This is a genomic window from Sphaerisporangium sp. NPDC005289, assembly GCF_040607455.1.
Lineage (GTDB): Bacteria > Actinomycetota > Actinomycetes > Streptosporangiales > Streptosporangiaceae > Sphaerisporangium > Sphaerisporangium rhizosphaerae.
On record NZ_JBEXGS010000025.1, the window covers coordinates 26404 to 51092 of the forward strand.

The window sequence follows — 24689 nt, forward strand, 5'->3', positions numbered from 1 at the left end:
GAGAAAGGCCGTCCGTGGTGCGCTTCAGCAACCCGATCCTGCCGGGGTTCCATCCGGACCCCTCGATCTGCCGGGTGGACGAGGACTACTACCTGGTGACATCGAGCTTCGAGTGGTTCCCCGGGGTGCCGATCTTCCACAGCAAGGATCTGGTGCACTGGCGGCAGCTCGGTCACGTGCTCGACCGGGCGTCGCAGCTGCCCCTCGACGGCGTACGGCCCAGCGGAGGCATCTACGCGCCCACGCTGCGCCACCACGACGGCCTCTTCTACATGATCACCACGCTGGTCGACGGGCTGATGGAGTCGGGCAACTTCATCGTCACCGCCGCCGACCCCGCCGGGCCGTGGAGCGAGCCCTACTGGCTGCCCGAGACCGAGGGCTTCGACCCGTCGCTGTTCTTCGACGACGACGGCCGGGCGTGGGTGCACGGCGCGCGCCCCGCCCGGCAGCGGCGCCACGAGGGCCACACCGAGGTCTGGCTCCGCGAACTGGACCTCGACGGCATGAAGCTCGTCGGCGAGGAGCACATCCTGTGGGACGGCGCCGTCAAGGGCGCCGTCTGGGCCGAGGGGCCGCACCTCTACAAGATCGGCGGGGCCTACTACCTGCTGGTGTCCGAAGGCGGCACCGAGCACGACCACGCCATCAGCGTCGCCCGCGCCGGCAAGGTCACCGGCCCCTACACCGGCAGCACCCGCAACCCGATCCTGACCCACCGCAACCTCGGCCGCGACCACCCGATCGTGGGCACCGGCCACGGTGACCTCGTGCAGACCCCCGGCGGCGACTGGTGGATGGTGCTGCTGGCCATGCGCCCGTACGGCGGCTACCACTACAACCTCGGCAGGGAGACCTTCCTGACCCCGGTGCGCTGGGAGGACGGCTGGCCGGTCGCCGGCCTCGTCGAGCCCGCCGGGGACGCCCCCGCCGTCCCGCCCTGCCGCTGGCCCGCCCCGCCGGCCTGCGACAACTTCGACACCCCGCGGCTGATGCCCCAGTGGAACCACCTGCGCACGCCCCGCGAGCCGTACTGGACCCTCACCGAGCGCCCCGGCTTCCTGCGGCTGCGCGGCCGCCCCGAGTCGATCACCGAGCGCACCAACCCCAGCCTCATCGCCCGGCGGCAGGAGCACGCGCACTTCGCCGTGCACACCGCCATGGAGTTCGTCCCGGAGAACCGCGAGCGGGCCGGGCTGGCCCTGGTGCAGAACGACGACTTCCACATCCTGCTCGTCATGACGGCCTCCGGCCTGACGGTGATCCGCAGGCAGGACGGCGTGGACCACACCATGGTCCAGGCCGACGTGCCCCCGGGCCGGCTGTGGCTCGGCGTGGAGGCCCACGGGCAGGAGTACCAGATGCTGTACGGCACCCGGCCGGGCGAGTGGCGCCGGCTCGGCGAGCCGGTCGACGGGCGTGTGCTCAGCAGCAGCATGGCGGGCGGCTTCATCGGCGCCTACATCGGCATGTACCTCAGCGGCGAGAACCACCCCACCGGCAACGTCGCCGACTTCGACTGGTTCGAGTACCTCCCCCTCCCGGAGCACTGAGTCACTCCGGCCGCCGGCGGGGCATCGGCCGGCGGCCGCGGCGGGATCGTGGTCGCGTCTCTCGTCCGCGACGCCCGGTGGACCGCGGCGGTCCCGCGCACACCGTGGGGTCCGGGCTGCAACTTTCAGACGGGATGCGGCGTCGGCGCAGCTCGCGTGATCACGGCTCGTCCCATGCTTGACAGAGATCCAGTGCCGAAGCACTCTCCACTGGACCACCTACGCCCTTGCGTCCGTGACCCACCCGGCGATCGGTTGTTAGCGCTAACAACCGAAAGCCGCCGGTCCGGACGGCGCTCGTCCAGCCTGCCGGACCGAACCGGCCGCCCCGCACCCCCGAGGAGCCTCTTTGCACAGCAAACGGATACGCGCCATTCTCGCCCCGGTCGCCACCGCGGCCCTGGTCCTGGCGTCGGGTGCCGCGGCCGTGACCGCCGCCGCGCCGGCGCAGGCCCTGGAGAACGGTGTGGCGCGTACGCCGCCGATGGGCTGGAACAGTTGGAACACCTTCGGGTGCAACATCAGCGAGTCGCTGATCAAGCAGATGGCCGACGCGATCGTGAATTCGGGGTTGCGTGATCTGGGTTACCAGTACGTGGTGGTGGACGACTGCTGGATGAACTCCACCCGTGACTCCGCCGGGAACCTGCAGGCCAACTCCTCGCGGTTCCCCAGCGGGATGAAGGCGCTGGGGGACTACCTGCACGGCAAGGGGCTGAAGTTCGGCATCTACCAGGCTCCGCTGGACAAGACCTGCGCGCAGTACTTCAACAGCTACCCCGGCGCCACCGGCGCCCAGGGGCACGAGGTCCAAGACGCCAGGCAGTTCGCCGCCTGGGGGGTGGACTACCTGAAGTACGACTGGTGCTCGCCGAGCGGCACCATCGACGACCAGGTGCGCACGTTCGCCAAGATGCGCGACGCGCTGGCGTCCTCCGGGCGGCAGATCCTCTACAGCATCAACTCCAACAGCGTGCACGACAAGACCGGGCCGCGCCGCAACTGGGGCGATGTCGCCAACATCTGGCGCACCACCGAGGACATCACCAACAAGTGGGACACCGGTCAGACCAACGGCTACCCGATGGGCATCCAGAACATCGTCAACGTCACCGTCCCGCTCGCCTCCTACGCCAAGCCGGGGGCGTTCAACGACCCGGACATGATGGAGATCGGCCGCGGCGGCATGACCGACACCGAGATGCGCAGCCACTTCGCCCTCTGGGCGATGATGGCCTCCCCGCTGATCATGGGCAACGATGTGCGCAACATGGACTCCGCCACCCAGACGATTCTGAAGAACGCGAACCTGATCGCGATCAACCAGGACACCCTCGGCCTGCAGGCGACCCAGATCAGCAATGACGGCACCCGCCGCGTACTGGCCAAGAAGCTCAGCAACGGCGACGTCGCGGTCGCCCTGTTCAACCAGAGCGGCAGCACCACCACCATCTCCACCACCGCCTCCGCGATCGGCAAGTCGGGCAGCTCGTTCACCCTGACCGACGCCTGGACCAACGCCACCACCAGCAGCACCGGCTCCATCTCGGCCGGCGTCCCGGCGCACGGCACCGTGGTGTACCGCGTCAGCGGCGGCGGCACCGTCACCCCGTCCCCGACGCCGTCGAGCACGCCGTCGAGCACGCTGGTCAGCGCGGCGTCCGGTCGTTGCCTGGACGTGCCCAACAGCAGCACCACCAACGGCACCCAGCCGGTCATCTGGGACTGCAATGGCCAGGCGAACCAGCGCTGGACGTTCAGCGGGCAGAGCATCCAGGCTCTCGGCAAGTGCCTGGACGCGCCGTCCGGAGCCACGGCCGGTACGAAGGTGCAGATCTGGGACTGCAACGGCGGAACCAACCAGCAGTGGAACCTCACCGCCGAGGGCACGATCCGCAGCGTGCAGTTCAGCAACCTGTGCCTGGACGTCTACAACAACAACACCGCCAACGGCACCACGGTGATCCTGTGGACCTGTGGCTCCGCTGCGAACCAGCGATGGAGCCGGGTGTAGGCGAGCCGCGGCCACCGGCCACGGAGTTCCGCGAGACAGGCCGCCGCGCGGCGGGCAGGGTCGACGTCCTGCCCGCCGCGCCGGCGGGTCAGGCGGCCATGGTCAACGCGCGCTGGTCTCCCAGACCTGGTTGAGCTGACCGCTCAGTGGCGTGTAGTCGATTCTGGCGGCGACGGGGCGCTTCGCGGACCTCAGGGCCTTGGTGAAGTCCGCCGTCGAGCAGTACTTGTGGCCGAGGCCGTTCTTCTGGGCGTTATGGCGGTCGGCCGCCCAGGCGGCGCCGCACGAGCGGGTGGTGCGGCTGAACGACAGCCCCGTGTACCCGAGCTTGATCGACTTCCCGCCCCGGGTGAACATGACCGTCGTGTCGTTCACCCGCTTGATCGTGCCGTAGGCGGTCTTCGGCGAGCCGGGCATGGCGAGCACCTCGTAGACGCGCGTGGTGGCGCCCAGCGAGATCCTGACCGGCGTGGGCCCGAGGCCGAGCGCGAACGTCAGGTCGGCGGGCTTGCAGCGGGTGGTGCCGAGCCCCTTGGCGTCGACCTTGACGACGCCCTCGGTCTCCTTCAGACCGCACGCCGAGGTGACCCTGCGGACGTCGGCACGCGCGTAGGCGACGCGCTTCTCCTTGGCGCCCGCGATGGGAGCGAAGGTGTAGCGAGGAGGACCGCCCTTTGTGTGGAGGGTGGCCTTGAGCGGCCTGACGCGCAGGACGCCCTTCCCGTCCGCCCACGCGAACCCGTAGATCACCCTGGCCCCGGACGTCGCGGAACCCGCGGTCGACGGGGAGGTCACGGTCGTCGCCACCGGCGCGGCCGCCTGAGCCGATCCGGTGAGAGGAGCGACGGCACAGAACGCGACGAGCGCGGTGACGGCGAGCGGGCGCAACATGAAGATGATCTCCTGGGGGTGGATCGGGCCAGATGTACGGCCCGACCTTATGTCCCCTGATCGCCCATCCAAAAGGGATAAATACCCATAAACCGAGGGCCCACCGGTCGGCGAGCCGGGACGACTTTCCGCTCGCCGGCCCGCCGACGTCCGACCGGTCCGGCGCTTGAACGACTCGCGGCGGTGATCGCCCGTCCGCGGTGGTCGGGGCGCGTGCTCCACGGCTGCTACATTACAATTGTAATGGAGGTGGGCATGCGAGAACGGTGGATGCCTGATGCGCGCCGCACCGCGGTCGCCGACGCGGTGGGAAGGCTTCTGATGCGCGGCCACGGCACGTTCCCCGGCATGCGGGAGATCGCCGCCGAGGCCGGGGTGACGACCGGGACCCTGCAACACCACTTCAGCACCAAGGAGGAGATGCTCCTGTACGCGCTGGAACACCACTGCCGGCGCTGCGCCGACCGGCTCCGGGCCCAGTCAGGAGAAGACACGCGATCCCCGCGTCAGGTGCTGTCCGCGATCGTCACGGCGTTGCTTCCACTGGATGAGGAGCGCGCCGCCGAGACGAGCGTGGCCATGGCGTTCGTGTCGCACGCCACGAATCACCCGGGCTTCGCCGAGCACTACCGCGCGCAGCGGGAGATCCTGCTCGATCTGCTCAGGGAACAGTTCGAGCGCGCGGACGTCCCACGCCCCTCGGTCGCCGCCACGATCCTGTCGCAGACGATCGAGGGGATGCGTACGGACTGCCTGCTCCTCGGCCCGGACGCCGTCCAGATCGACGCCGTCCTCGACCAGCTCCTTCCGCGCGCGTGACACCAACGCCACGCCGTCTTCGCATTCACCCTCGTTCACCGGGATGCCGCATGAAAAGCGTCGAGTTCAGCACCACGACCATCCTGTCCGCGGCCGTCGAGGAGGTCTTCGAGCACCTGGCCGACCCGGACAACCACGTTGGCCTGTCCCCGCTGGTCGTCGAGGTCCGCGACGTCCGCCGCGGGCCGGACGCGGTGCACTTCACGGCGGTCGAGCGGTTCACCTTGGGGCCGTTGCGTCACGACAACGTCATCGAGGTCACCCTGCACCTGGCCGAGGGCGCCATAACCGGCGACGTGGTCAGCCCCGGCGGCGTCCGGGTGGCCTACGGCTACCGCATCGACCCGGTGCCCGGTGGAACCCGGGTGGTCGACCACTACCGGCTGTCGGCGCCCTTCGGGCTGCTGCGATTCGCGACGAGCCAGGCGAAGAAGGTACAGGTGGCACGCGGCAGGGAACTGGCACGCCGTTTCGCGGCGAAGCGCTCCCAGGCATGACAACGCGGGAGGCGAGCAGGCCGGCGGCCGTGCGCTCCGCACGCCGACACCGTGAGCGGGCCGGACCCGAAGGCCTCCGCTGGAAGCGGGCACCCGTCGAGCGGCTTGCGCGCGAACTCCGGTTCCAGGCGTACGGGTCGCCGGGTGGTGCGCCTGGAACCGGAGCTCGGTGGTGCGGGGGGTCATCGGTGGTGCGGGGGGTCAGGTGCGGGCGACGGCCACGACGTTGTACGGGGTGGTGGGGGTGGGGGGTGTGGTGAAGCGGCCGTTGGGGAGGTAGAGGCGGTCGCCGAAGGCGGCGATCGTGGTGGGGATGTCGAAGCGGTCGTCCACCAGCCTGCGCACCACCTTCCCTGAGGTGGCGCCCCGGTCCAGGAGCAGGGACGTCACGGTGTTCAGGCTGTTCTGCACGACGTGCAGGACGCGGCCGTCCAGCAGCAGGCCGTCGCCGTCGATCAGGGACTCGCCGCCGAGGTCGATCGTGGTGGCGACGCCGGTCGAGGGGGCGACGCGGAACAGCTTGCCGGTGCCCGACTGGACGATGATCAGGCCCGTGCCGTCGGGGGTGGGGGCGATGCCGTTGACGTTGAAGCCGGCCGTGTAGACGATGTCGCCGGTCAGGGGCACCCGAACCACCTCGGTCGGCAGCGCTCCGCCGCGTCCGAACGGCAGTTTGTACAGCACCGGGTTGACCGAGTCGGTGAAGTACGCCGCGTCAGGGGTGAGCACGACGTCGTTCACGAACGAGGCTTCGGTGGCCAGGCGGTAGCTCGCGAGCACCGCGCCGCTGCGGGTGTCGATCACGCGGGCGTCGCCGCCGGTGCCGCCGGCGACGAACAGCCGGCCGCGCGGGTCGATCTTCAGGCCGAGCGAGGGGGTGCCCGGGCCGGGGCTGATGACGCGGCCCTGGCCCGTGCGCAGGTCCGCCCGGTAGATCTCGCCGGTCGCGCGGGAGCCGAAGTACGCGACAGGGCCCGGGCCGATGGCGATGCCCTCGGGCGGGAAGCCGTCAGGGAGAGGGAACTCGCTCGGATAGGCCTGGTGAGCCGGCCCGCCCGCGGGGGTGAAGGTTCCGGAGACGGAGGTCGGGGACGTTCCGGGGCTCGCTCCTGTCTCCGCCGTCGCGGCGGCCGGCGCTCCGACGAGCAGACCCAGGAACCCGGCTAAGAGAACTGCCACCTTCATCAGACAACATCCCATCTGTCGACAGTGCGGCGAGTGTGGTGATCGTATCCGATGCCCACTCGGCTGATCCGTTCTGTAGGGAGGAGTAGGCGACTGCGGTCGCCGACGGCTCCGAGTGGGTGATGGCGATCATCCGAGGCGCGCCCGTGACATGTCGGTGGCCATGAGACAGGGGGTGAACGCGCCGATCGCACGTTCCCCGCGCATCGCTCTCAGTCTGCTCGGACTTGCATGTCCGCCTTGATCCGCAGAGCGCTCGGCGGAAGGGGCGGGCGCTGGTCGCGTACCCGGAAGAGAGAGGGGGGTGGGGGCGTTGTGGGGGGTCGGGTGTCCGGCGAGGCGCCGGGGGCCGCGAGGGGAGAGGTCGATGAGCTACGAGGAGTACCAGCGCGGGTGCCTGTTCTTCGAGGCCAGGGACTATGCCGAGGCGGCGCGCATCCTGGCGCCGGTGGTGGCCGCCGAGCCGGGCAACCGGGCGGCCGTCGAGCTGCTGGGCAGGGCCTACTTCCACAGCGCCCAGCTCGGCCGCGCCGAGCAGAGCTTCCGTCGCCTGCTGGAGCTCGACCCGGCCAACGGCTGGGCGCATGAGGTGCTGGCCCGCACCCTGGAGCGCCGCAGCCGCCACGACGAGGCCGACCGCTACCGCAAGCTGGCCCGCGCGATGGGCGCGGAGGAGGTCGAGGGCACAGACGTGTCGGTGTACGCCGCGAACCTCGCCTAGCGAGTGCGCGCCGGCCCCGCACGCGCACGGGTCCGGCGCCGTAGACGGCGCCGGCCTCGCCGTACCACGACTCGCCGACCCGGCGCCGATCACCTCCAGCACATGCCTGGGTGAAGAGCCGCGCCGGTTGATGGGGCGCAAGCTTTGGGAAGGGGGCGGGGCTGTCACGAATGTGGGGGGTGTTCGGTCTCAGTGGGTGACCGGCCGATGATGCGCCGACCCGAGCGGGGACTCGACCCGGGCGGAAGGGCGGGAGGCCGTGATCTGCGGGCCGTACCGCCCGCCTAGGCCGTTGGCATCGTCGGGATCTCTGGGGGAGTGCATGATGACCATGACATGTGTGGATCCGGCCGTCGAGCGGGACCTCGTCCGGCAGCGCCGGTTCGCCGCCGACGCCGCCCATGAGCTCCGCACGCCCCTCGCCGGGCTGCGGGTCAAGCTGGAGGAGGCCGGACTTCATCCCGAGCAGACCGACCTGCCCGCGCTCATGGAGGCGGCGCTCGATGATGTCGACCGGCTCCAGGCGATCGTCCGCGACCTGCTGCTGCTCACGCGGGTGGCGGCGGAGGCGCCCTCCCCCCATCAGCCCGTCGACCTCGCCGCGGCGGTCCGCGACCAGGTCGTCCCGAGGCAGGGCGGCCCGGACGTCCGGCTGCGCACCGTCGCCGCGGTGACCGTGGACGTGGTTCCCGCCCACCTCGGCAGGCTGCTCGCCAACCTGCTCGACAACGCGCGCAAGCACGCCCGGCGGTGGATCCAGGTCCAGGTCCGCCCGCACGACGCCATCGCCGAGCTCACCGTCACCGACGACGGGCCGGGCATCCCCGCCCATGAGCGTGAACGGGTGTTCGAGCTCTTCGCCCGCCTCGACGCCGCCCGGTGCCGCGACGCCGGCGGCACCGGTCTCGGCCTGGCCATCGCCCGCGACATCGCGAGGGCGCACGAGGGCACCCTGCATGTGGAGGACGGGCCCGGCGGCGGCGCCCGCTTCGTACTCCGGCTCCCGCTGGCCGCCCGCCCGGCCCCGGGGACCTGCTGACCCGCCGTGACGGAGATGGCCGTCCGTCCCGTCCGCTCGGCGGCCGATCCCGGAGGCCTGCTGATCTGCCGTGACGGTGGTGGCCGTTCGTCCCATCTGCTTGGTGGTCGGCCGAGGTGTCTCCCAGGCTCTCTGTGGGGTGAGTCGGCATGCACGGGTGTCGTCGAGGGGGGGCGGCGTTCGCGTGGCTCCGGTGGAGGTGGCGGTGTCGGCCCTTTATAGGGTGCTTTGTGGAGGGGAGACGGGAAGCGGGGAGGCGAGCACGATCATGCAGTCCGGAGATCCGCGGGCGGCCGGTGAGCTCGACCAGGCCGTTTCGGTCTTCGCCGGACTGCGTCCCCGGCTGTTCGGCATCGCCTACCGGGTGCTCGGCAGCACCACGGAGGCCGAGGACGTCGTGCAGGAGATCTGGGTGCGGTGGCAGACCACCGACCGCGACGTCGTCGCCGACCCCGCGGCGTTCCTGGCCACGGCGACCACCCGCCTGGCCATCAACGTCGCCATGTCCGCTCGCAAGCGGCGCGAGGTCTACGTCGGCCCGTGGCTGCCCGAACCGGTGGACACCGGCTCCGGCCCCGAGACCGGAGCCGAGCAGGGCGCCGAGCTGGAGCTGGCCGTCCTGTTCCTCCTGGAGCGGCTCTCGCCCACGGAACGGGCGGCGTACGTCCTGCGGGAGTCCTTCGACTACCCCTATGGCGACATCGCGGGCATCCTCGGGCTCAGCGAGGCGAACACCCGGCAGTTGGTGAGCCGGGCGCGCAAGCACCTCGCCGCCGAGCGCCGCAAGCCGGTCAGCTCGACCGCGCACCGGCGGCTGCTGAAGGCGTTCCTCGCGGCGGCGCGGAAGGGCGACCTCGCCGCCCTGGAGGAGCTCCTGGCCGCGGACGTCGTCAGCTACTCCGACAGCGGGAAGGCCATGCGGAACGTCGCCCGGGTGCCCGTGGCCGGGCGTACGCGGGTCGCGAGGTTCATGGTCGCGTTCGCGCCGAGGTTCTGGCCGGGCACGGAGATCACGTGGATCGAGGCGAACGGGCGCCCCGCGGTGCTGATCTCGCAGGGCGAGAACGTCACCGCGTTCCTGACCATCAGCGCCTCCTCGGAGGGCATCGACCGGCTCCTGTGGGTGATGAATCCGGACAAGCTCGCGGTCATCGCGCCGGCGGGAGTGGGGTCGGGCTAGGCGTACCGCGACGGGCCCGGCCATACCGTGCAATACCGCGTCAGGCCAGGCTATTTCGGGGTATTCAGAGTATTCCGGGCAGGAGCGTATCCGCGCCGGCCGCGCTGTGCCGGGCCGTTCGGTGACGTGATTTGGGCGGGTTGGAGCCTCTACTGGCGAGTATTCAATGCCATTTCCGGTACTGGTGGGTCTGATGGGATCACGTGCACCACAATGGAAATATGGCTTATCCTCCCCAGTCGCCCCAGCCCCAGCCGAGGGATGAGGACCCGTACCAGCCGATGGGAGGGCCCCCGGCGCCGCCACCCGGATACGGCTCGCCGGCCGATGCGCCGCAGGGGCACGGGGGATACCCGCCGCCGGGCGCGGAGCCGCACCCGGGGACGGGATATCCGCCGCCGGAGGCGGGACCGTACCCCGGCCAGGGTTATCCGCCATCGGGAGCAGGGCCATTCCAGGGTGAAGGAATGGCCCAGGGCGGAGGAGCGCCCCAGGGTGGAGCGCCCCAGGGTGGAGGGTCGTACCCGGGGCCGTACTCGGACGGGAGGACGCTCATCGAGGGGGGGTACCCGTCCGGAGCGGGAACGTCCCAGGCCGGCGGGCCGTATCCGGGTCGGGGGCCTTATCCAGGTGAAGGGCCGTATCCAGGTGGAGGGCCTTTTCCGGGTGGAGGGTCGCCCGCCGACGGGGGGTACCCGCCGGGCGCGGGGGCGTCCCAGGGCGGGGCGCCGTATCCCGGTGCGGGGTACCCGCCGAGCGGCGGAGGGCCGTATCCCGAGCAGGGGCGCCAGTTGCCGGGCGGAGGGCCGTATCCCGATCAAGGGCACCAGATGCCCGGCGGAAGGCCGTATCCCGAGCAGGGGTACCAGATGCCGGGCGGAGGGCCTTATCCGGGCGGGGGATATCCGATGCCGGGCCAGGGGCCGCCGCCGCCCGTCAAGAGCGGTAAGGGAGTGCTCGTCGGGCTGATCATCGGTTTCACCGTCGTACTGCTGGGCGGCGGGGCCGTGCTGGCGGTCATCTACGCCAACTCCAAGCCGGCCAGGCGCGACGTGGCGGTGCAGGTGCCGACCTTCGATCCGCCCACGGACCGGGTGGCGCCGTCCGCCGACCCCTCCGCCGAGGAGTCGCCCGCGAGTGAGCCCGGCGAGCCGACGGCGGCTCCCAGCCAGACCGCGACGTCGCGCCGGACCGAGCCGGGGACCCGGCTCACCAGCGCGGAGTTCGACGACTGGAACTTCAAGTTGGGGAGCGTCAAGTACAGCGCGCGCAAGGTCGGCGGCTGGGACTACGACAGCTGCGCTTCAGTCGACGGCAAGGGCGTGCTGGCCAGGTACGGCTGCGACCGCGCCGTCCAGGTCGCCTACTCCGCCTACGGCGGCAACCTCAAGGCCGTGCAGATCCTGCTGGCCTTCTCCGCCGAGACGGACGCCAAGACGGTCGCCGCCCGGCTGCAGAAGCTCTCGTCCGACGCGGTGAGATGGCGCCGGGACCAGACGCACGCGAGCTACGCCTACGGCAAGATCCGCTGGGGCCAGACCGGGAACTACGTGGTGGTCACGGTCGTCACCGCCACCAGGGCGGCCGCCGCGAAGGCCCCGAAGTTCCACGGCTATCTGCAGTCGGACACCCAGAGCTACTTCGTGTTCCGGCACTAGCGGCCGCCGGCGGGGCGGGGTCAGGGGCCGCTCAGCAGGGGGAGCCGCAGGACGAAGCGGGTGCCGACCGGGGAGTCCTCGATGACCAGCGTCCCGTCGTGGTGCTGGGCGATGTCGCGGGCGATGGCCAGCCCGAGGCCGGTGCCCTGCTTGTCCTTCTCGCGGCCCGAGGGCAACCGGGTGAAGCGCTGGAACACCAGCTCCCGCTTGTCGGGAGGGATGCCCTCCCCGTCGTCGATCACCTGGAGCTCGGCGGTCGCGCTGTGACGTTCGACGATGACGGTCACCGTGGAGGTGGCGTGCCGCTCGGCGTTGTCCAGCAGGTTGGTCAGCAGCCGCAGCAACTGGAGCCGGTCGCCGCTGACGACCACGCCGGGACGCAGGTGCAGCACGACGCGCCTGCGCCGGGGGCGGCGGCCGACCTCGGTGCGCACCAGTTCGGCCAGGTTGATGTAGCTGCGCGAGATCTTCTCACCGGCGTCGAGCTTGGCCAGCACCAGCAGGTCGGTGACGATGGCCTGCAGCCGGTCCAGGCTCGAGACCAGAGCTTCGGCGATCTTCATCCAGTCGGCGTCCTCCGGGTGCAGCAGGGCCTCCTCCACCTGCGTGCGCATGGCGGTGATGGGGCTGCGCAGGTCGTGGCCGGCGTCGGAGGCGAAGCGCCGCTGTTGCTCGACCGCCTGCTGCAGGCGGTCCAGGGTCTGGTTGACGGTGACGGCGAGGGCGCTCAGCTCGTCGTGGCGCGCGGAGACCGGCACCCGGCGGCTGAGATCCGAGACGGTGATCTCGGCCAGCTCGAGGCACACGTTCTCGACGGGCGCGAGCGCCCAGCGCACAAGACGGTGCGTCCCGATCGCGGTGGCCCCCGTCAGCGCGAGGCAGGCGCTGCCGACCAGCAGGAACAGGACAGGGTTCACATACCAGGGGATGGGCTCCCCGACGCCGTACATCGTGTAGTCGCCCTCGGGCCGGTAGACGCGCAGCGCCACGACGTCCGGGCACCTGTCCGGGAATCCCGGCGGTGAGCAGACCCTCTGGAAGGCGACCACGGCCTTCTCCGACGGGACGAACCGGGCCATCGGCGGCAGGCCCCGCAGATCGGGGGTCGCCGCCAGCACGCGGCCCGAGTTGTCCACGACCTGGATGTGCCATGCCTGGCCCTCAGGCGGGAGGACGGACCTCATCCTGCCCTCGTGGAGCATGCGGGAGACGTGCATGAGGTTCGCCACGATCTCCTGGCGCTGGTGGGACTCCGCGAGCCGGTACAGTCCGATGAAAACGAGCACGCTCGCGCCCACGCATAGCAAGGCCGTCATGACGCTGGCGACCCACGTCAGCCTGGTCCGCACGGACCAGTCGCGCCAGAGCCTCACTGAGCCCCCTTGTCCGCCTCGTGATCACCCTAAATCCGCATCATTCGAGGTCAGGCCAGTGAAAGGGCAAGATGACACAAACTATGGATCAAGGACATGTAGTGTGCGGGGTGCGTGGTTCATCGTCCGCACCCCACTTTCGGTGCATTCCACTACGTCTCCGACTCGCGCTCCGTAAAGGTCGGGTACCTGGATCCCCGGCTCGACCGTCAGGGTCATGCCCGGGGCGAGCACGGTGCGGTCGGCGGCGGTGAGCCAGGGGCCCTCCTGCGGCTCCAGCCCGACGCCCTGCCCCGTCGCCCGCGTGACGTAGGGCCCGTACCCGCTCTCGTCCAGCACTCTCCAGGCGGCCGCGTCCACCTCGGCGGCCGTCGCGCCCGGCCGCACGGCTTCGGTGGCGGCGTCGCGGGCCGACAGCAGCACCGCGTGCAGCGCCTCGAAGTCCTCCGGCGGCTCGGCCACGACGAACGCGCGGCTCGCGTGCGCGTGGTAGCCGCCCGACCGCGCCGTGACCCGCACCGCCACCGCGTCGCCGGGGTTGATGACGCGGCCGGAGGGCACGTGCCGCGGCCGCGCCGTGTTCTCGCCGGCCGCCACCACCACCGAGACCCGGGCCTCGCCGCCCGCCTCCGCGGCCAGCCGGCGGGCCATGCCCTCCTCGGTGGCGCCGAACCAGGACGGCTCGCGCGCGGCCGACAGGACGCGGTCGGCCGCCGCGGCGGCCCGTTCGATCGCGGCGACCTCCTCGGGGCGCTTGCGCATCCGCAGCGGGTCCAGCACCGCCGAGGCCAGCACCAGGTCGGCGTCCACCCGCAGCACGAACAGCTCGTGCGCCCGCATCTGCGCGTCCACCCCCACCCGCGACACCGAGGCGGGGATCAGCCCGGCCGCCTCGGCGGCGTCGGAGGCGAACCCCGGCGGCAGGCCGGGGACCAGCACGAGGAACCCCGAGGCGTCGTGCCCGGCGACGTACCGCAGGTCGGGCGAGGGGCGCAGCACCAGCGCGTCCAGGCCCGCCTCGGCCATCCGCGCGAGGACGGCCTCCATGACCTCCCCGGTCATGCGGGCGGATGCAGCCAGCACGCCACCGGCTCGAACGCCGGCTCCTTCTCGGCGCACACGTCCATCGCCACCGGGCACCGCGGATGGAAGCGGCATCCGGACGGCGGGTCCGCCGGGTCGGGCACGTCCCCGGGCAGCTCCTCCGGAAGCCGACCGAGGCCGTCCGGCTCGGGGATGGCCCGCAGCAGCGCCTGGGTGTAGGGGTGGCGGGGCTCGGCCCAGACCTCGGCGGTCGGCCCGGTCTCCACGATCTTCCCCAGGTACATCACCGCGATGCGGTCGGCGATCAGCCGCACCACCGACAGGTCGTGGCTGATGAACAGCAGCCCCGCGCCCGACTCCACCGCGAGGTTGCGCATCAGCGTGGCCACCTGCGCCTGGGCGGAGGCGTCCAGCGCCGAGATCGGCTCGTCGCCGATGAGCAGCGACGGGCGGGCCGCCAGCGCCCGGGCGATCGCGATGCGCTGGCGCTGCCCGCCGGAGAACTCGTGCGGGTAGCGCTCGGCCATGTGCCCGGGCAGGCCGACCCGTTCCAGCATGCCGGCGGGCGTGGTCTCGCGGTCGCCGGCCGCCGCCAGGCCGTCGGCGATCTGGGCGCCGACCCGCCGCCGCGGGTTCAGCGAGGCGTAGGGGTCCTGGAACACCATCTGGATCTTGGCGAGCGCCGGGTCCCTGCGGCGCAGGCCGAGCGGGGTGACCGGGCCGCCCTCGAACGCGATGGTGCCGCCGCCGGCCGGGACCAGCCCGCACACGGCGCGGGCCAGCGTCGACTTACCGCAGCCTGACTCCCCGACCAGGCCGACCACCTCGCCGGCCGCCACGCTGAGGCTGGCCCCCGCGACCGCCCGCACGGCCGGCCTGCCGGGCGTCCGGTGGTCCACGACCAGGTCCCGCACGTCCAGCATGCTCATGACTCCTCCCTCGGCAGCGCGTCCAGTAGCGCCCGGGTGTAGGGATGCTCCGGTTCCCGCAGGACCCGGCCGCGCGGGCCGGTCTCCAGGACCAGGCCCTCCCGCATCACGCTGACGTCGTCGGCGACCGCCGACATGACGCCGAGGTCGTGCGTCACCAGCAGCACGGCGAGCCCGAGGTCGTCGCACAGGCTTCTGATCAGGCGCAGCACGCCCGCCTGGACGGTCACGTCCAGCGCGGTGGTCGGCTCGTCGGCGATCAGCACCTTCGGGCCACAGGCCAGGGCGATCGCGATCGCGACGCGCTGGCGCATGCCGCCGGAGAACTGGTGCGGATAGCGGTCGAAGGCCGCCGCCGGACCGGGGATGCGCACCTTCCCGAGCAGGTCGACCGCCCGCGCCCGCGCCTCGGCCCTGCCCAGGCGCAGATGGTGCCGCATGTGCTCGGTGATCTGCCGGCCGACGGTCAGCATCGGGTGCAGGCTCGTCGCCGGGTCCTGGAACACCATGGCGATGTCGCGTCCCCGCACGGCGTTCAGGTCGCGCTGCGAAAGGGCGAGCAGGTCGCGGCCCTCCAGCGCGACGCGGCCGCCCGCGCGGGCGCCGTGCGGCAGCAGCCCGAGCGCGGCCAGCCCGGTCATCGTCTTGCCCGAGCCGCTCTCGCCGGCCAGCCCGTGCACGCGTCCCGGGCGCAGCAGCAGGTCCACCCCGCGCAGGATCTCGTGCCCGCCGATCGAGACGGTCAGCCCTTCGACGCTCAGCACCGGCGCGGCGTCCTCGCGGTCGTTCGGGCGGTCGTTCACGGTCACAGCGCACGCTCCTTGATGGCGCGCGCCGTGCGCGGGTCCAGGGCGTCGCGCAGCGTGTCGCCGAGGAAGTTGAAGGCGAGCACCACGGTCAGGATGGCCAGGCCCGGGAAGGTCGCGACCCACCAGCTGTCGAAGACCTCGACGCCGGAGGCGACCATCGCGCCCCACTCGGGGGAGGGCGGCTTGGCGCCGAGCCCGAGGAAGGACAGGCCCGACAGCAGCAGCAGCGCGGTGCCGATGTCCAGCGTCGCCAGCACCAGGATGGGGCCGGTCACGTTGGGCAGCACGTCCACGCGCAGCGACTTCCAGGCCGAGAAGCCGAGCAGCCGGCCGCTGAGCACGAACTCGCGCTCGCGCATGCCGAGCACCAGGCCGCGCGTCACCCGGGCGTAGGCGGGCCAGGCCACCACCAGCACGGCCAGCACCGCGTTGGTGAGGCTGGCGCCGAGGGCGGCGGCGACGACCATGGCGAGGATGACGGTGGGGAAGGCGAAGACCAGGTCGGCCAGCCGCATGATCCCCTCGCCGACCCATCTACCGAAATATCCGGCGCAGGCGCCGAGGACGCCGCCGATCAGCAGCGACAGCACCACCAGCAGCAACGTCAGCGGGATGGACACCCGTGCCCCGTACATGACCCGGGACAGGATGTCGCGGCCGAGCTGGTCGGTGCCGAACCAGTGCCCGGGACCGGGGGAGGCCAGCCTCGGCAGGTCCTGCGCCAGCGGGTCGTGCGGCGCGAGCAGCGGGGCCGCGACGGCGACGACCAGCCAGGCGAGCGCGACCACCGCGCCCACGACGGCGAGCGGCTGCCGCCACGCCTCCGGCAGGCGCGCCAGCACGCCCTTCCTGTCCGGCGGGCCGGGAAGGATCCTCACGCCGGCCCCCCTCCGCGGCGGACGCGGGCGATCACGACAGCCTCACTCTCGGGTCGATGATCCCGTACAGGACGTCGACCACCAGGTTGATCAGGACGTACACCAGGCCGACCACCAGGCCGACGCCCATGACGGCGGGCAGGTCGAGCGTCGTGGCGCTCTTGTAGGCGTACTGGCCGATGCCGGGACGGGCGAAGACCGACTCCACCAGCACCGTGCCCGACAGCAGGCTGCCGAACGCCAGACCGGCCACCGTGATGATCGGCACCAGCGCCGACCGCAGCACGTACCGGAAAAGGATCACCCGTCCGGGCAGGCCCTTGGCCCGCGCCGCGCGCACGTAGTCCTGCCCGAGCACCTCCAGCACCGCCGAGCGCGTGAAACGGGTCAGCAGGCCGATGGTGTAGGCGGCCAGCACCAGCGCCGGGGTGATCAGGTGCCCCGCGGCCGAGGCGAACACGTCCCACTGGCCGGCGATCGCGGCGTCGAGCGTGTAGAGCCCCGTGACGGCCGGCGGCGCGCTGAGGTCCGGCGCGACGCGGCCGCTGCCCGGGGTGATCTGCAGCCGGAAGAAGAACACGTAGAAGGCGACCAGGGCCAGCCAGAAGGTCGGCACCGAGATGCCGACCAGGCTCAGCACGCGCAGCACCTGGTCCGACAGCCGGTCGCGGCGCAGCGCGGCGACCACGCCGAACGCGACGCCCGCCACCAGCGAGATCAGGATCGCCCCGCCCGCCAGCTCGATCGTCGCCGGCACGAACTCCGCCAGGTCGTCCAGCACCGGACGGTGGCTCTGCTGGCTCAGCCCGAGGTCGCCGTGCAGCAGCCCGCCGAGGTAGGTCAGGTACTGCGCCGGCAGCGGCTTGTCCAGGCCGTGCTCGGCCCGGAACTGCGCCACGATCGCCGGGTCGCCGAGGGCCCGCTGGCCGAGGTTGGCCGTGACCGGGTCGCCGGGGACCAGGTTGGTCAGGACGAAGGTGACCAGCGTGATGCCGAACCCGAGCAGCACCGCGACCGCGATCCGGCGGGCCAGGAACCGCGCCAGGGGATGCCGCCGGCGACCGCGCCCGCCCGCCCGCGGGCCGCCCCCGTCGTTCACGCGGGCGCCGCCGTCGTCATGCTTCGCGCCGTCATCGCGCGCGTCCGGACCGGTGCCACCGTCGTGGTCGCCGGGACGTGCGCCGCCGTCGTCGTGGTCGCCCGGCCGGGCGGCACGGCCTCGCGCCGCGCCGCCCGCCGGGTCGTCACTTGGCGCCGAGGGCCGCGACATCGACCGTCCACACCGGGTGGAACTGGAGCCCGGTCACCGAGGCCGCCGTCACGATGTTCTGGCTCGGCTGGATCAGCGGGATGAACGGACCGGAGGCGTTGAGCTTGTTCTGGATGTCGGTGTAGAGCTGCTTGCGCGTGTCGTCGCCGACCGTCGAGGCCGCCTTGTCGCCCAGGGCCGACAGGTCCTTGTCGGCCCCGTCCTTCCAGCCGGCGCGCAGGCCGACCGTCTTGCCGGGCAGGAAGGCCAGGTAGTCCGTCGGGTCCGGGTAGTCGGGGCCCCAGTACCACAGGCCCAGCTCCTCCTTGCCGTTGCGGTAGTTGTCCAGCGCGGTCGCCACCGGCCCGGGGGCCAGCTCGACGGTGATGCCGACCTCCTTGAGGTTGGCCTGGATCCGCTCGGCGAACGGCTGGAACGACAGGCCCTGCAGGGTGAGGTCGCTCGGGTACTCCAGCTTGATCGTCGGGTTGCTCACCCCGCTGGCCGCCACGGCGGCCTTGGCGCCCTCGACGTCCCGCTTGACCGCCTGGTCGGCGGGCAGCGCGCCCAGCAGCATCGTCGGGATGACGCCCGGCGCCTGCACCGAGCCCTCGCCGGCCAGCTCCAGCAGGCCCTGGTAGTCGACGCCCTTGCGGACGGCCTCGACGATCTTGGGGTTGCTGGTGACCGCGCTGACGCCGGGGTTCTGGTTGGCCAGCAGGAACACGACGTTGGCCGAGGCGGTCTTGACGGTCGGCAGGTTCGCGGGGACGCCCTTGACCTGGTCGCCGGACAGGTCCAGCGCGACCTGGCTGTCGCCCCGCTGGACGTTCAGCTTCTGGGTGGCCGACTCGACGTTGCGGATGACCACCTTGGTGTAGGTGGGCTTGCGGGCGCCCCAGTACTTCGGATTGACCTTCAGCACCACCTGCGAGGAGGTGTTGAAGGACTCGATCTCGTAGGGCCCGGAGCCGGCGGAGGCGCCGTTGAGGTACTGCTCGGCCTTGTCGGAGGAGTCGGCGGTGCCGCCGTGCTCCTTGACGACCTTGGAGTTCAGGATGCCCAGCGCCGGGTTCGGCAGGATGAACGGCAGCTCGGGCCGCGGCGTCTTGGAGGTCAGCGTGACCGTCGATTCGTCGGTCTTGGCCACCTCGACGCCGTCCAGCAGGAAGGACGGGTTGCCCTTCAGGTCGCGGACGCGGTTGAGGGAGAAGACGACGTCGTCGGCGGTGACGGGGGAGCCGTCGGAGAACGTGGCGCCCTGGCGCAGCTTCAGCGTCAGCGTCTTGCCGTCCGGGGACTGCTCGTAGGACTCGGCGAGGGAGGGGACCGGCTTGGTGACGTCCGAGCCCTCGAAGGTCAGCAGGGTGTCGTAGAGCGCCTTGCCGATGATCAGTCCGGTCGGCTCGTAGTTGCGGCCGGGGTCGGCCGTCTTGAGAGTGAAGGACGCGTCCATCACCAGGGTCTTGCTCGTGCCGCCGCCGCCCTGCGACGACGTGGTGGACGTGCTGCCACCGGAGCAGGCGGCGAGGGAGAGCGCGCCGGTGAGCAGGACCGGCAGCAGAGCCGCCCTCGCCTGCCATGCCGTACGGCGCCGCGAGCGGGTCGCCATTCTGTGTCCTCCGGAATTGGGCTATGTAGACGATTGTTAGCGTGTGGTCCAGGATTGTCCGATAAAACGTCCAGCTCATGGCAGAGGGCCGAGACGGATAGAGCGCATGGGAACGATGTATGACCGAAATGTCAAGCACGCCACCGTCCGGGACCGGAGTCCCTGGACGGATCGGCATCGGCCTGCAGCTCGACGCCGTCCACATGAAGATCCTGCAGGTGCTGCGGGAGAACGGCCGCATCTCCGTGGCCGCCCTCGCCGAACGGGTCGGGATCTCCAGGGCGAGCGCCTACACCAGGTTCGAGGCGCTGCGCGCCGACGGGGTGATCAAGAAGTTCACCGCCGAGGTCGACCACGTGCGCGCCGGGCTCGGCATCACCGCCCTGGTCTTCGTCACCGTGCGCCAGCAGATGTGGAAGCAGTTCCGCGCCCAGCTCGCCCAGATGCCCGAGGTGGAGTACTGCGCGATCACCACCGGGCAGCACGACGCGATGATCCAGGTGCGGATGCCCGACGTCGCCGCCGTGCACGCGCTGGTCACCGAGCGGCTGGCGAGCATCCCCGCGGTCAAGGCCACCGAGACCGTCTTCATCCTGGACGAGGTGCTCAAGCGGCCCTACGTGCTGCCCTCCGACGGCCGCCCCCGCCAGGCCCCCCGCCGCCCGCCCGCCGCCGACCCGGCCCCGCAGCCTTCGTCGAACGTCCCCCTCGGCAAGATGCGCTTCGTGGGCGCCGCCGAAGGCCGCGCCCACCTCCACAAGGACCCCTGACCTCAGGCCGGGCGGATCTCCTCGCAGACGCTGACCTGCGGGGTGTCGTCGCCGTCGAAGGCGAACTCCTCGACCAGGCGCAGGCGGCCGTCGGGCAGCCACTCGATCCTGCTGGTGCTGCGGCCGGCCGCCCTGCCGCCGGCCTTGAGCGCGTGCGCGTAGGTGAGCTCGATCCGGTCGTCGTCCCGGGTGCCGACGAAGCGGCCGTGGATGACGGTGTCGCCGGTGTAGCCGCCCCAGATGACCCCGTTGGCCTCCCGGTAGTGGAAGCGCGTGGGCTCGTCGGCGTTCACCTCGCTCGCGGTCGAGCTGACCATGGCGAAGGCGCGGCCGTCGAGCAGGTCGCCGGAGGCGCCGGGAGGACCAGAGGTGTCGGGGGAACCGGAGAGGCCGGGGGAAGGGGTCGTGTCGCTCACGTCTCCGCATCGTGCCCGTCTGGGCGACGGGCGCAAGCCGGGTTGGACGTTTCGCTCACCGAGCCGGAGTCGCGCGGTGATCTGTCTGCGGCGTCCCACCGGACCGAGCGATGTTCTGTACAACGGGCTCCGGGGGTTCAGGAGAGCAATGTTCTGGGGACGGAGTATCTGAGCCGGCTCCGCGCCTCGGCCGACCGTCCCGGCACGGGGAGCGGGGAGGGCGGACCGGCCGCACGCCTCGACCACCGCCCGCGACGAGGAGCGCCCATGGACATCAGCGAGCTGCCCGGCTTCTACGCGATCGCCGCCGCCGACCCCGGCCGCAGCGCCGTCGTCGACGCCGACGGCGCGGTCACCACCTACGGCGAGCTGCTGGCCCGCGCGAACCAGGTCTCCCACGGGTTGCGGGCCCACGGCCTGGTCAAGGGCGACGTCGTGGCGGGCGTGCTGCCGAACGGGATCGACGCCGTGGTCATGCTGCTGGCGATCGGGCAGATCGGCCTGTACTACGTGCCCGTCAACTGGCACCTGACCGCGGCCGAGATCGCCTACATCCTCGGCGACTGCGACGCCCGCGTCGTCGTCCACGGCGACACCGCCGACGGCGCGCTCGCGGGCACCGTCAAGGACGCCTGCGCCGCCGCCGGGATCGCGGCCGAGGCGACCTTCGCAGGGTGCGCCGGCCTGGCCGAGGGCATGCCGGCCGGTCCGCCGCCGGACCGGTCGAGCGGTTCGGTCATGTGGTACACCTCGGGCACCACCGGCTTCCCCAAGGGCGTGCAGCGGCCGCTGCCGGCCTCCCCGCCCGAGCGGTCCGTCCCGGGCACCAGGTTCTTCGTCGGCGAGGTCTGCGACCTGCGGCCCGGCGACGAGGTCCACCTGGTCACCTCGCCGATGTACCACTCGGCGCCGTGCGCGCACACCCAGATCGCCCTCCACCTCGGGCACACCGTGGTCATCGCCCCCCGGTTCGACCCGGTGGTCATCCTGGAGCTGATCGAGCGCCACCGGGTGACCAACGCGATGATGGTGCCGACCATGTTCCACCGCATGCTCCGCCTGCCCGACGAGGTCAAGAAGCGGTACGACCTGTCCTCGCTGCGCCAGGTGGTCCACACCGGCGCCGCCTGCCCGGTGGCGGTCAAGAAGGCGATCATGAACTGGTGGGGGCCGGTGCTCTACGAGTACTACGGCTCCACCGAGTCCGCCATCGCCTTCGCCGTCAAGCCCCGCGAGTGGCTGGCCCACCCGGGCACCGTCGGCCGTCCCGCGCCGTCCTTCGAGGTGCGGGTCCTGGACGAGCACGGTGACGAGCTGCCACCCGGCGAGCCCGGCATGATCTACCTCTCCTCCTCCCTGGGGGCCTTCCAGTACCGCAAGGACCCCGCCCGGACCGCCGCGAGCAGGCGCGGAGAGTGGTACGCGCCCGGCGACATCGGCTACCTCGACCAGGACGGCTACCTGTTCCTGTGCGACCGCCGCACCGATCTGATCATCTCGGGCGGGGTGAACATCTACCCCGCCGAGGTCGAGGCCGCGCTGCTGGAGCACCCCGCCGTCGCGGACGTCGCCGTGGTCGGCGTCCCGGACCAGGAGTGGGGGCAGAAGGCCGTCGCGCTGGTCCAGCCCGCCCCCGGCACACCCACCGGCCCGGAGCTGACCGCCGAGCTGCTGGCCCACTGCGAGCCGCGCATCGCCCGCTTCAAGCACCCCCGGGTCATCGAGTACCGCGACGAACTGCCCCGCACCCCCACCGGCAAGCTCTCCCGCTCCCGCGTCCGCGACGCCTACCTCGACGGCCGCTGACCCTCACCACCTCGGCCGGACGCGGCCCGGGTGAGAAAGGATCATGGTCACGAGCGATTGATCGCGATGTCCTGGTGGGGGAGGATGCGTCCCGTACCTTCCTGCCGTGGTCGGTGCGATGTCCGCCGGGATGAAGGGGGAGCCATGCCGTCTCGACCGGTCGGTACCGTCTTGTCGGTGCTGGTCCTGGTGGCCGCCGGAGCCGCGGGCGTGGCGGCGTCCCTGGCGACCTCCCCCCAGGTCTCGGCGAGCGCCTCCCCCGACCTGATGGACTCTCCCTACCTGATCCCGGTCTTCCTCCTGCTCGCGCTGCTCACGGGGCTCGTCGAGTGGTGGGCCGGGCGCAAGGGGTTCTGGTGGGGCATGGTGGCGCCGGCCCCGTTCCTGGCCTGGTTCGCCGTGGTCGTCATCCGCGACGAGATGGACGGCGGGAGCCAGGGCCTGTGGCCGGTCGGGCTGCTCTTCCTGCTGGTGCTGTCGCTGGTCCACGCGGCCATCGCGCTCGCGGCGGTCTCCGTGATCCCGAAGCACCGCCGCAGGCCGTCCGCGGGCTGACCCGCGCGGGCCGCCCCGCGCGGGCCGCCCCGCACGGCCGCCACGCGGCCTCCGTGGCCGTCCCTCGCCCGCGGACGGACGCCACGCGGCCTCCGTGGCCATCCCCGCCTCTGGAGACGGACGGCCGTCCGGGCCCGCCGGGGCGGGTGCGGGGTGCTCACAGGAGGGCGAGCGCCTTGGCCAGGGCCGGGTCGCGTCCCGTGGCGACGTCCAGGGCGGTCAGCGGGACATAGTGGTCGACCGGCACGCCGATCGTGTCGATGATCTCGCGGGCGGGCCCGAGGTGCCGGACCTGCGGCAGGAGCACGACGCCGCCGTCGTCGAGGAGGTATCCGCGTGCCGGGCCGGAGACCGCTCCGGCGGTGCGCGTCCCGATGAGGGTGCCGATGCCGTTGTCCTTGACCGCCGCGCTGAAGTCCTCGCAGGCGGAGGCGCATCCGCGGTCGGTGAGCACGACCAGGCGCAGGCCGAGCAGCGGGACGGTGTCGTCGGTGCGGTTGGGCGCGCACTCGCCTACGAGCGGGCAGAAGTAGCTGGTCACCTTGCCGTGGGCGAAGGCGCCGAGCAGGCGCGTCACCTCCCGGGGCGACCCGCCGCCGTTGCCGCGCAGGTCCAGCACCACCGCCCTGCGCGCCTCCCGCGAGGCGGCGATGACCTTGTCGGCGGCGCCGTCGGCGAAGGCGGGCAACTGGACGTAGGCGACCCCGCCGGGGAGCGCCTTGGACGTCACCTCCCGGGACGGCTCCCTGACCGGCCCCTCGTGCACCTCGACCGTGCGGACCCGTCCCGTGGTCGGCCGCTTGAGGGTCAGCCGCAGCACCGGGGAGGTGATGGCGTCGATGATGGACTGGTTCGGCTTCGTCCCGACGAACGGGGGCATGCCGTTGGCCTTCAGCACGATGTCGCCGGGCCGCACGCCGGCCTTGGCGGCGGGGCTGTCCGGCAGGACGCGGGTGATGAACATCGGCGGCCGGGCCGCCGGGTCGAGCTGCGGCCCCCGCAGCGCCGACGCGCCCACGATGCCCGTCCCGGCCGGGCCGCCCGCCGGGGGCGGGGTGGGCCACATCACGCGGGCGTGATCGTCCTGCAGCCCGGCGACCATGCCGGTGATCGCGGCTCGCACCGCGGCGGGGTCGCCTGCGCCCAGGACCTTCGCGAAGGCGGTCCAGTCGGCGTCGCGCTCGCCGGTCAGCGCCGGTAGCCGCAGGTCGGCGCGGTCGGCGCCGCGCCGCTGCAGGTCCTGGGTGTAGGCCGCGAGGGCGTTCTTCAGCAGCGTCCCGGGGTCGATGACCGGGCCGCTGTAGTAGTTGTCCAGCACGCAGTGGTACGCCTGCCGGAGCGTGTTGACCGTGGTCGGCGGCAGGGGTTCCTGCGGGGGCGCCGTGGCGGGGACGCACCCGGCGCCCGCGGCGGGGGTCGCGGCGGGTGTCGCGGCAAGGGGAGCCGCCGGGGCCGCCGGGGCCGCCGGCTTCAGGTGCGGGGCCGGTGAGGTCGCCGGCTTCAGATGGGGAGCCGGCGCGGAGGTCGGCTTCACCAGGACGGCGGCGGCGGGGGCCGGCGGGGCCGTCGGCTTCGGGTGGGGCGGCGCGGCCGCGGCGGGGGCGGACACGGAGCAGGCCGCGGCCAGCACGGCGGCGCACAGGGTTGTGTTCATGGCGGCCAGCGTCGCCGCAGGCGGGTTGCGCGGCCAT

General features: G+C 72.1%; 22 protein-coding genes. 11 read left to right on the forward strand and 11 right to left on the reverse strand.

The features are described from left to right. Positions 1 to 14: 14 nt before the first annotated feature. Both ABZT47_RS32605 and ABZT47_RS32610 read left to right on the forward strand, forming a co-directional pair. The gene (locus ABZT47_RS32605) at positions 15 to 1553 is read left to right on the forward strand and encodes a glycoside hydrolase family 43 protein (protein ID WP_354850807.1); all 1539 of its coding nucleotides are present in this window, start codon (positions 15 to 17) and stop codon (positions 1551 to 1553) included. Positions 1554 to 1902: 349 nt separating this feature from the next. Then, positions 1903 to 3567, forward strand: coding sequence for a ricin-type beta-trefoil lectin domain protein (locus tag ABZT47_RS32610; RefSeq protein ID WP_354850810.1), 1665 nt, complete (start codon positions 1903 to 1905; stop codon positions 3565 to 3567). Positions 3568 to 3669: 102 nt separating this feature from the next. Here ABZT47_RS32610 and ABZT47_RS32615 read toward each other — a convergent pair whose 3' ends face one another. Next, positions 3670 to 4458, reverse strand: coding sequence for a hypothetical protein (locus tag ABZT47_RS32615; protein WP_354850812.1), 789 nt, complete (start codon positions 4456 to 4458; stop codon positions 3670 to 3672). Positions 4459 to 4713: 255 nt separating this feature from the next. Between ABZT47_RS32615 and ABZT47_RS32620 the strand changes: the two genes are divergently transcribed. Together ABZT47_RS32620 and ABZT47_RS32625 are read left to right on the forward strand one after the other, a co-directional pair. Beyond that, a complete protein-coding gene (locus ABZT47_RS32620; protein WP_354850814.1) occupies positions 4714 to 5277 on the forward strand; it encodes a TetR/AcrR family transcriptional regulator in 564 nt (187 codons plus the stop codon). Positions 5278 to 5327: 50 nt separating this feature from the next. Further along, positions 5328 to 5774: an SRPBCC family protein gene (locus ABZT47_RS32625; RefSeq protein ID WP_354850816.1), complete on the forward strand. Its 447-nt coding sequence runs from the start codon at positions 5328 to 5330 to the stop codon at positions 5772 to 5774. A 201-nt stretch (positions 5775 to 5975) separates the two neighbouring features. On the opposite strand, the gene ABZT47_RS32630 is transcribed toward ABZT47_RS32625, so the two are convergent. Then, positions 5976 to 6953, reverse strand: a complete 978-nt coding sequence (locus ABZT47_RS32630) for a superoxide dismutase (RefSeq protein ID WP_354850819.1) — start codon at positions 6951 to 6953, stop codon at positions 5976 to 5978. Positions 6954 to 7326: 373 nt separating this feature from the next. On the opposite strand from ABZT47_RS32630, the gene ABZT47_RS32635 reads away from it, so the two are divergent. The 4 genes from ABZT47_RS32635 (at position 7327) to ABZT47_RS32650 (ending at position 11557) form a co-directional block, all read left to right on the forward strand. Then, positions 7327 to 7680, forward strand: a complete 354-nt coding sequence (locus tag ABZT47_RS32635) for a tetratricopeptide repeat protein (RefSeq protein ID WP_354850821.1) — start codon at positions 7327 to 7329, stop codon at positions 7678 to 7680. Positions 7681 to 8005: 325 nt separating this feature from the next. Further along, positions 8006 to 8719 (forward strand): HAMP domain-containing sensor histidine kinase, encoded by a 714-nt coding sequence (locus ABZT47_RS32640; RefSeq protein ID WP_354850824.1) that lies wholly within the window; start codon positions 8006 to 8008, stop codon positions 8717 to 8719. A gap of 268 nt (positions 8720 to 8987) precedes the next feature. Further along, positions 8988 to 9899: an RNA polymerase sigma-70 factor gene (locus ABZT47_RS32645; protein ID WP_354850827.1), complete on the forward strand. Its 912-nt coding sequence runs from the start codon at positions 8988 to 8990 to the stop codon at positions 9897 to 9899. A gap of 908 nt (positions 9900 to 10807) precedes the next feature. After that, positions 10808 to 11557 (forward strand): hypothetical protein, encoded by a 750-nt coding sequence (locus ABZT47_RS32650; protein WP_354850829.1) that lies wholly within the window; start codon positions 10808 to 10810, stop codon positions 11555 to 11557. 20 nt (positions 11558 to 11577) lie between these two features. Here the strand turns inward: ABZT47_RS32650 and ABZT47_RS32655 are convergent, their stop codons facing one another. The 7 genes from ABZT47_RS32655 to ABZT47_RS32685 all read right to left on the reverse strand — a co-directional run bounded on the left by ABZT47_RS32655 (position 11578) and on the right by ABZT47_RS32685 (position 19451). Continuing rightward, positions 11578 to 12930, reverse strand: coding sequence for a HAMP domain-containing sensor histidine kinase (locus ABZT47_RS32655; protein ID WP_354850832.1), 1353 nt, complete (start codon positions 12928 to 12930; stop codon positions 11578 to 11580). Between the two features lie 81 nt (positions 12931 to 13011). After that, positions 13012 to 14013, reverse strand: coding sequence for a M24 family metallopeptidase (locus ABZT47_RS32660; protein ID WP_354850835.1), 1002 nt, complete (start codon positions 14011 to 14013; stop codon positions 13012 to 13014). Further along, the gene (locus ABZT47_RS32665) at positions 13989 to 14903 is read right to left on the reverse strand and encodes an ABC transporter ATP-binding protein (protein ID WP_354850837.1); all 915 of its coding nucleotides are present in this window, start codon (positions 14901 to 14903) and stop codon (positions 13989 to 13991) included. Before ABZT47_RS32665 ends, ABZT47_RS32660 begins: the two co-directional genes overlap by 25 nt. Further along, the gene (locus ABZT47_RS32670) at positions 14900 to 15712 is read right to left on the reverse strand and encodes an ABC transporter ATP-binding protein (protein WP_354850840.1); all 813 of its coding nucleotides are present in this window, start codon (positions 15710 to 15712) and stop codon (positions 14900 to 14902) included. Before ABZT47_RS32670 ends, ABZT47_RS32665 begins: the two co-directional genes overlap by 4 nt. Next, positions 15709 to 16590 (reverse strand): ABC transporter permease, encoded by an 882-nt coding sequence (locus tag ABZT47_RS32675; RefSeq protein ID WP_354850843.1) that lies wholly within the window; start codon positions 16588 to 16590, stop codon positions 15709 to 15711. Before ABZT47_RS32675 ends, ABZT47_RS32670 begins: the two co-directional genes overlap by 4 nt. 31 nt (positions 16591 to 16621) lie before the next feature. Then, positions 16622 to 17860 (reverse strand): ABC transporter permease, encoded by a 1239-nt coding sequence (locus ABZT47_RS32680; protein WP_354850845.1) that lies wholly within the window; start codon positions 17858 to 17860, stop codon positions 16622 to 16624. Then, positions 17835 to 19451 (reverse strand): ABC transporter substrate-binding protein, encoded by a 1617-nt coding sequence (locus ABZT47_RS32685; RefSeq protein WP_354850848.1) that lies wholly within the window; start codon positions 19449 to 19451, stop codon positions 17835 to 17837. The genes ABZT47_RS32680 and ABZT47_RS32685 overlap by 26 nt, the downstream gene beginning before the upstream one ends. A 119-nt stretch (positions 19452 to 19570) precedes the next feature. Here ABZT47_RS32685 and ABZT47_RS32690 point away from each other — a divergent pair, with 119 nt between their 5' ends. Next, positions 19571 to 20221, forward strand: a complete 651-nt coding sequence (locus ABZT47_RS32690; protein WP_354850851.1) for an Lrp/AsnC family transcriptional regulator — start codon at positions 19571 to 19573, stop codon at positions 20219 to 20221. Positions 20222 to 20223: 2 nt separating this feature from the next. Here the strand turns inward: ABZT47_RS32690 and ABZT47_RS32695 are convergent, their stop codons facing one another. Continuing rightward, positions 20224 to 20637: a hypothetical protein gene (locus ABZT47_RS32695; RefSeq protein ID WP_354850853.1), complete on the reverse strand. Its 414-nt coding sequence runs from the start codon at positions 20635 to 20637 to the stop codon at positions 20224 to 20226. 267 nt (positions 20638 to 20904) lie between these two features. Between ABZT47_RS32695 and ABZT47_RS32700 the strand changes: the two genes are divergently transcribed. Next, the gene (locus ABZT47_RS32700; protein WP_354850855.1) at positions 20905 to 22443 is read left to right on the forward strand and encodes an AMP-binding protein; all 1539 of its coding nucleotides are present in this window, start codon (positions 20905 to 20907) and stop codon (positions 22441 to 22443) included. 177 nt (positions 22444 to 22620) lie between these two features. Beyond that, positions 22621 to 22998 (forward strand): hypothetical protein, encoded by a 378-nt coding sequence (locus ABZT47_RS32705; RefSeq protein ID WP_354850858.1) that lies wholly within the window; start codon positions 22621 to 22623, stop codon positions 22996 to 22998. A gap of 157 nt (positions 22999 to 23155) precedes the next feature. Here ABZT47_RS32705 and ABZT47_RS32710 read toward each other — a convergent pair whose 3' ends face one another. After that, positions 23156 to 24652, reverse strand: a complete 1497-nt coding sequence (locus ABZT47_RS32710; protein ID WP_354850861.1) for a S41 family peptidase — start codon at positions 24650 to 24652, stop codon at positions 23156 to 23158. Between the last annotated feature and the right edge of the window lie 37 nt (positions 24653 to 24689).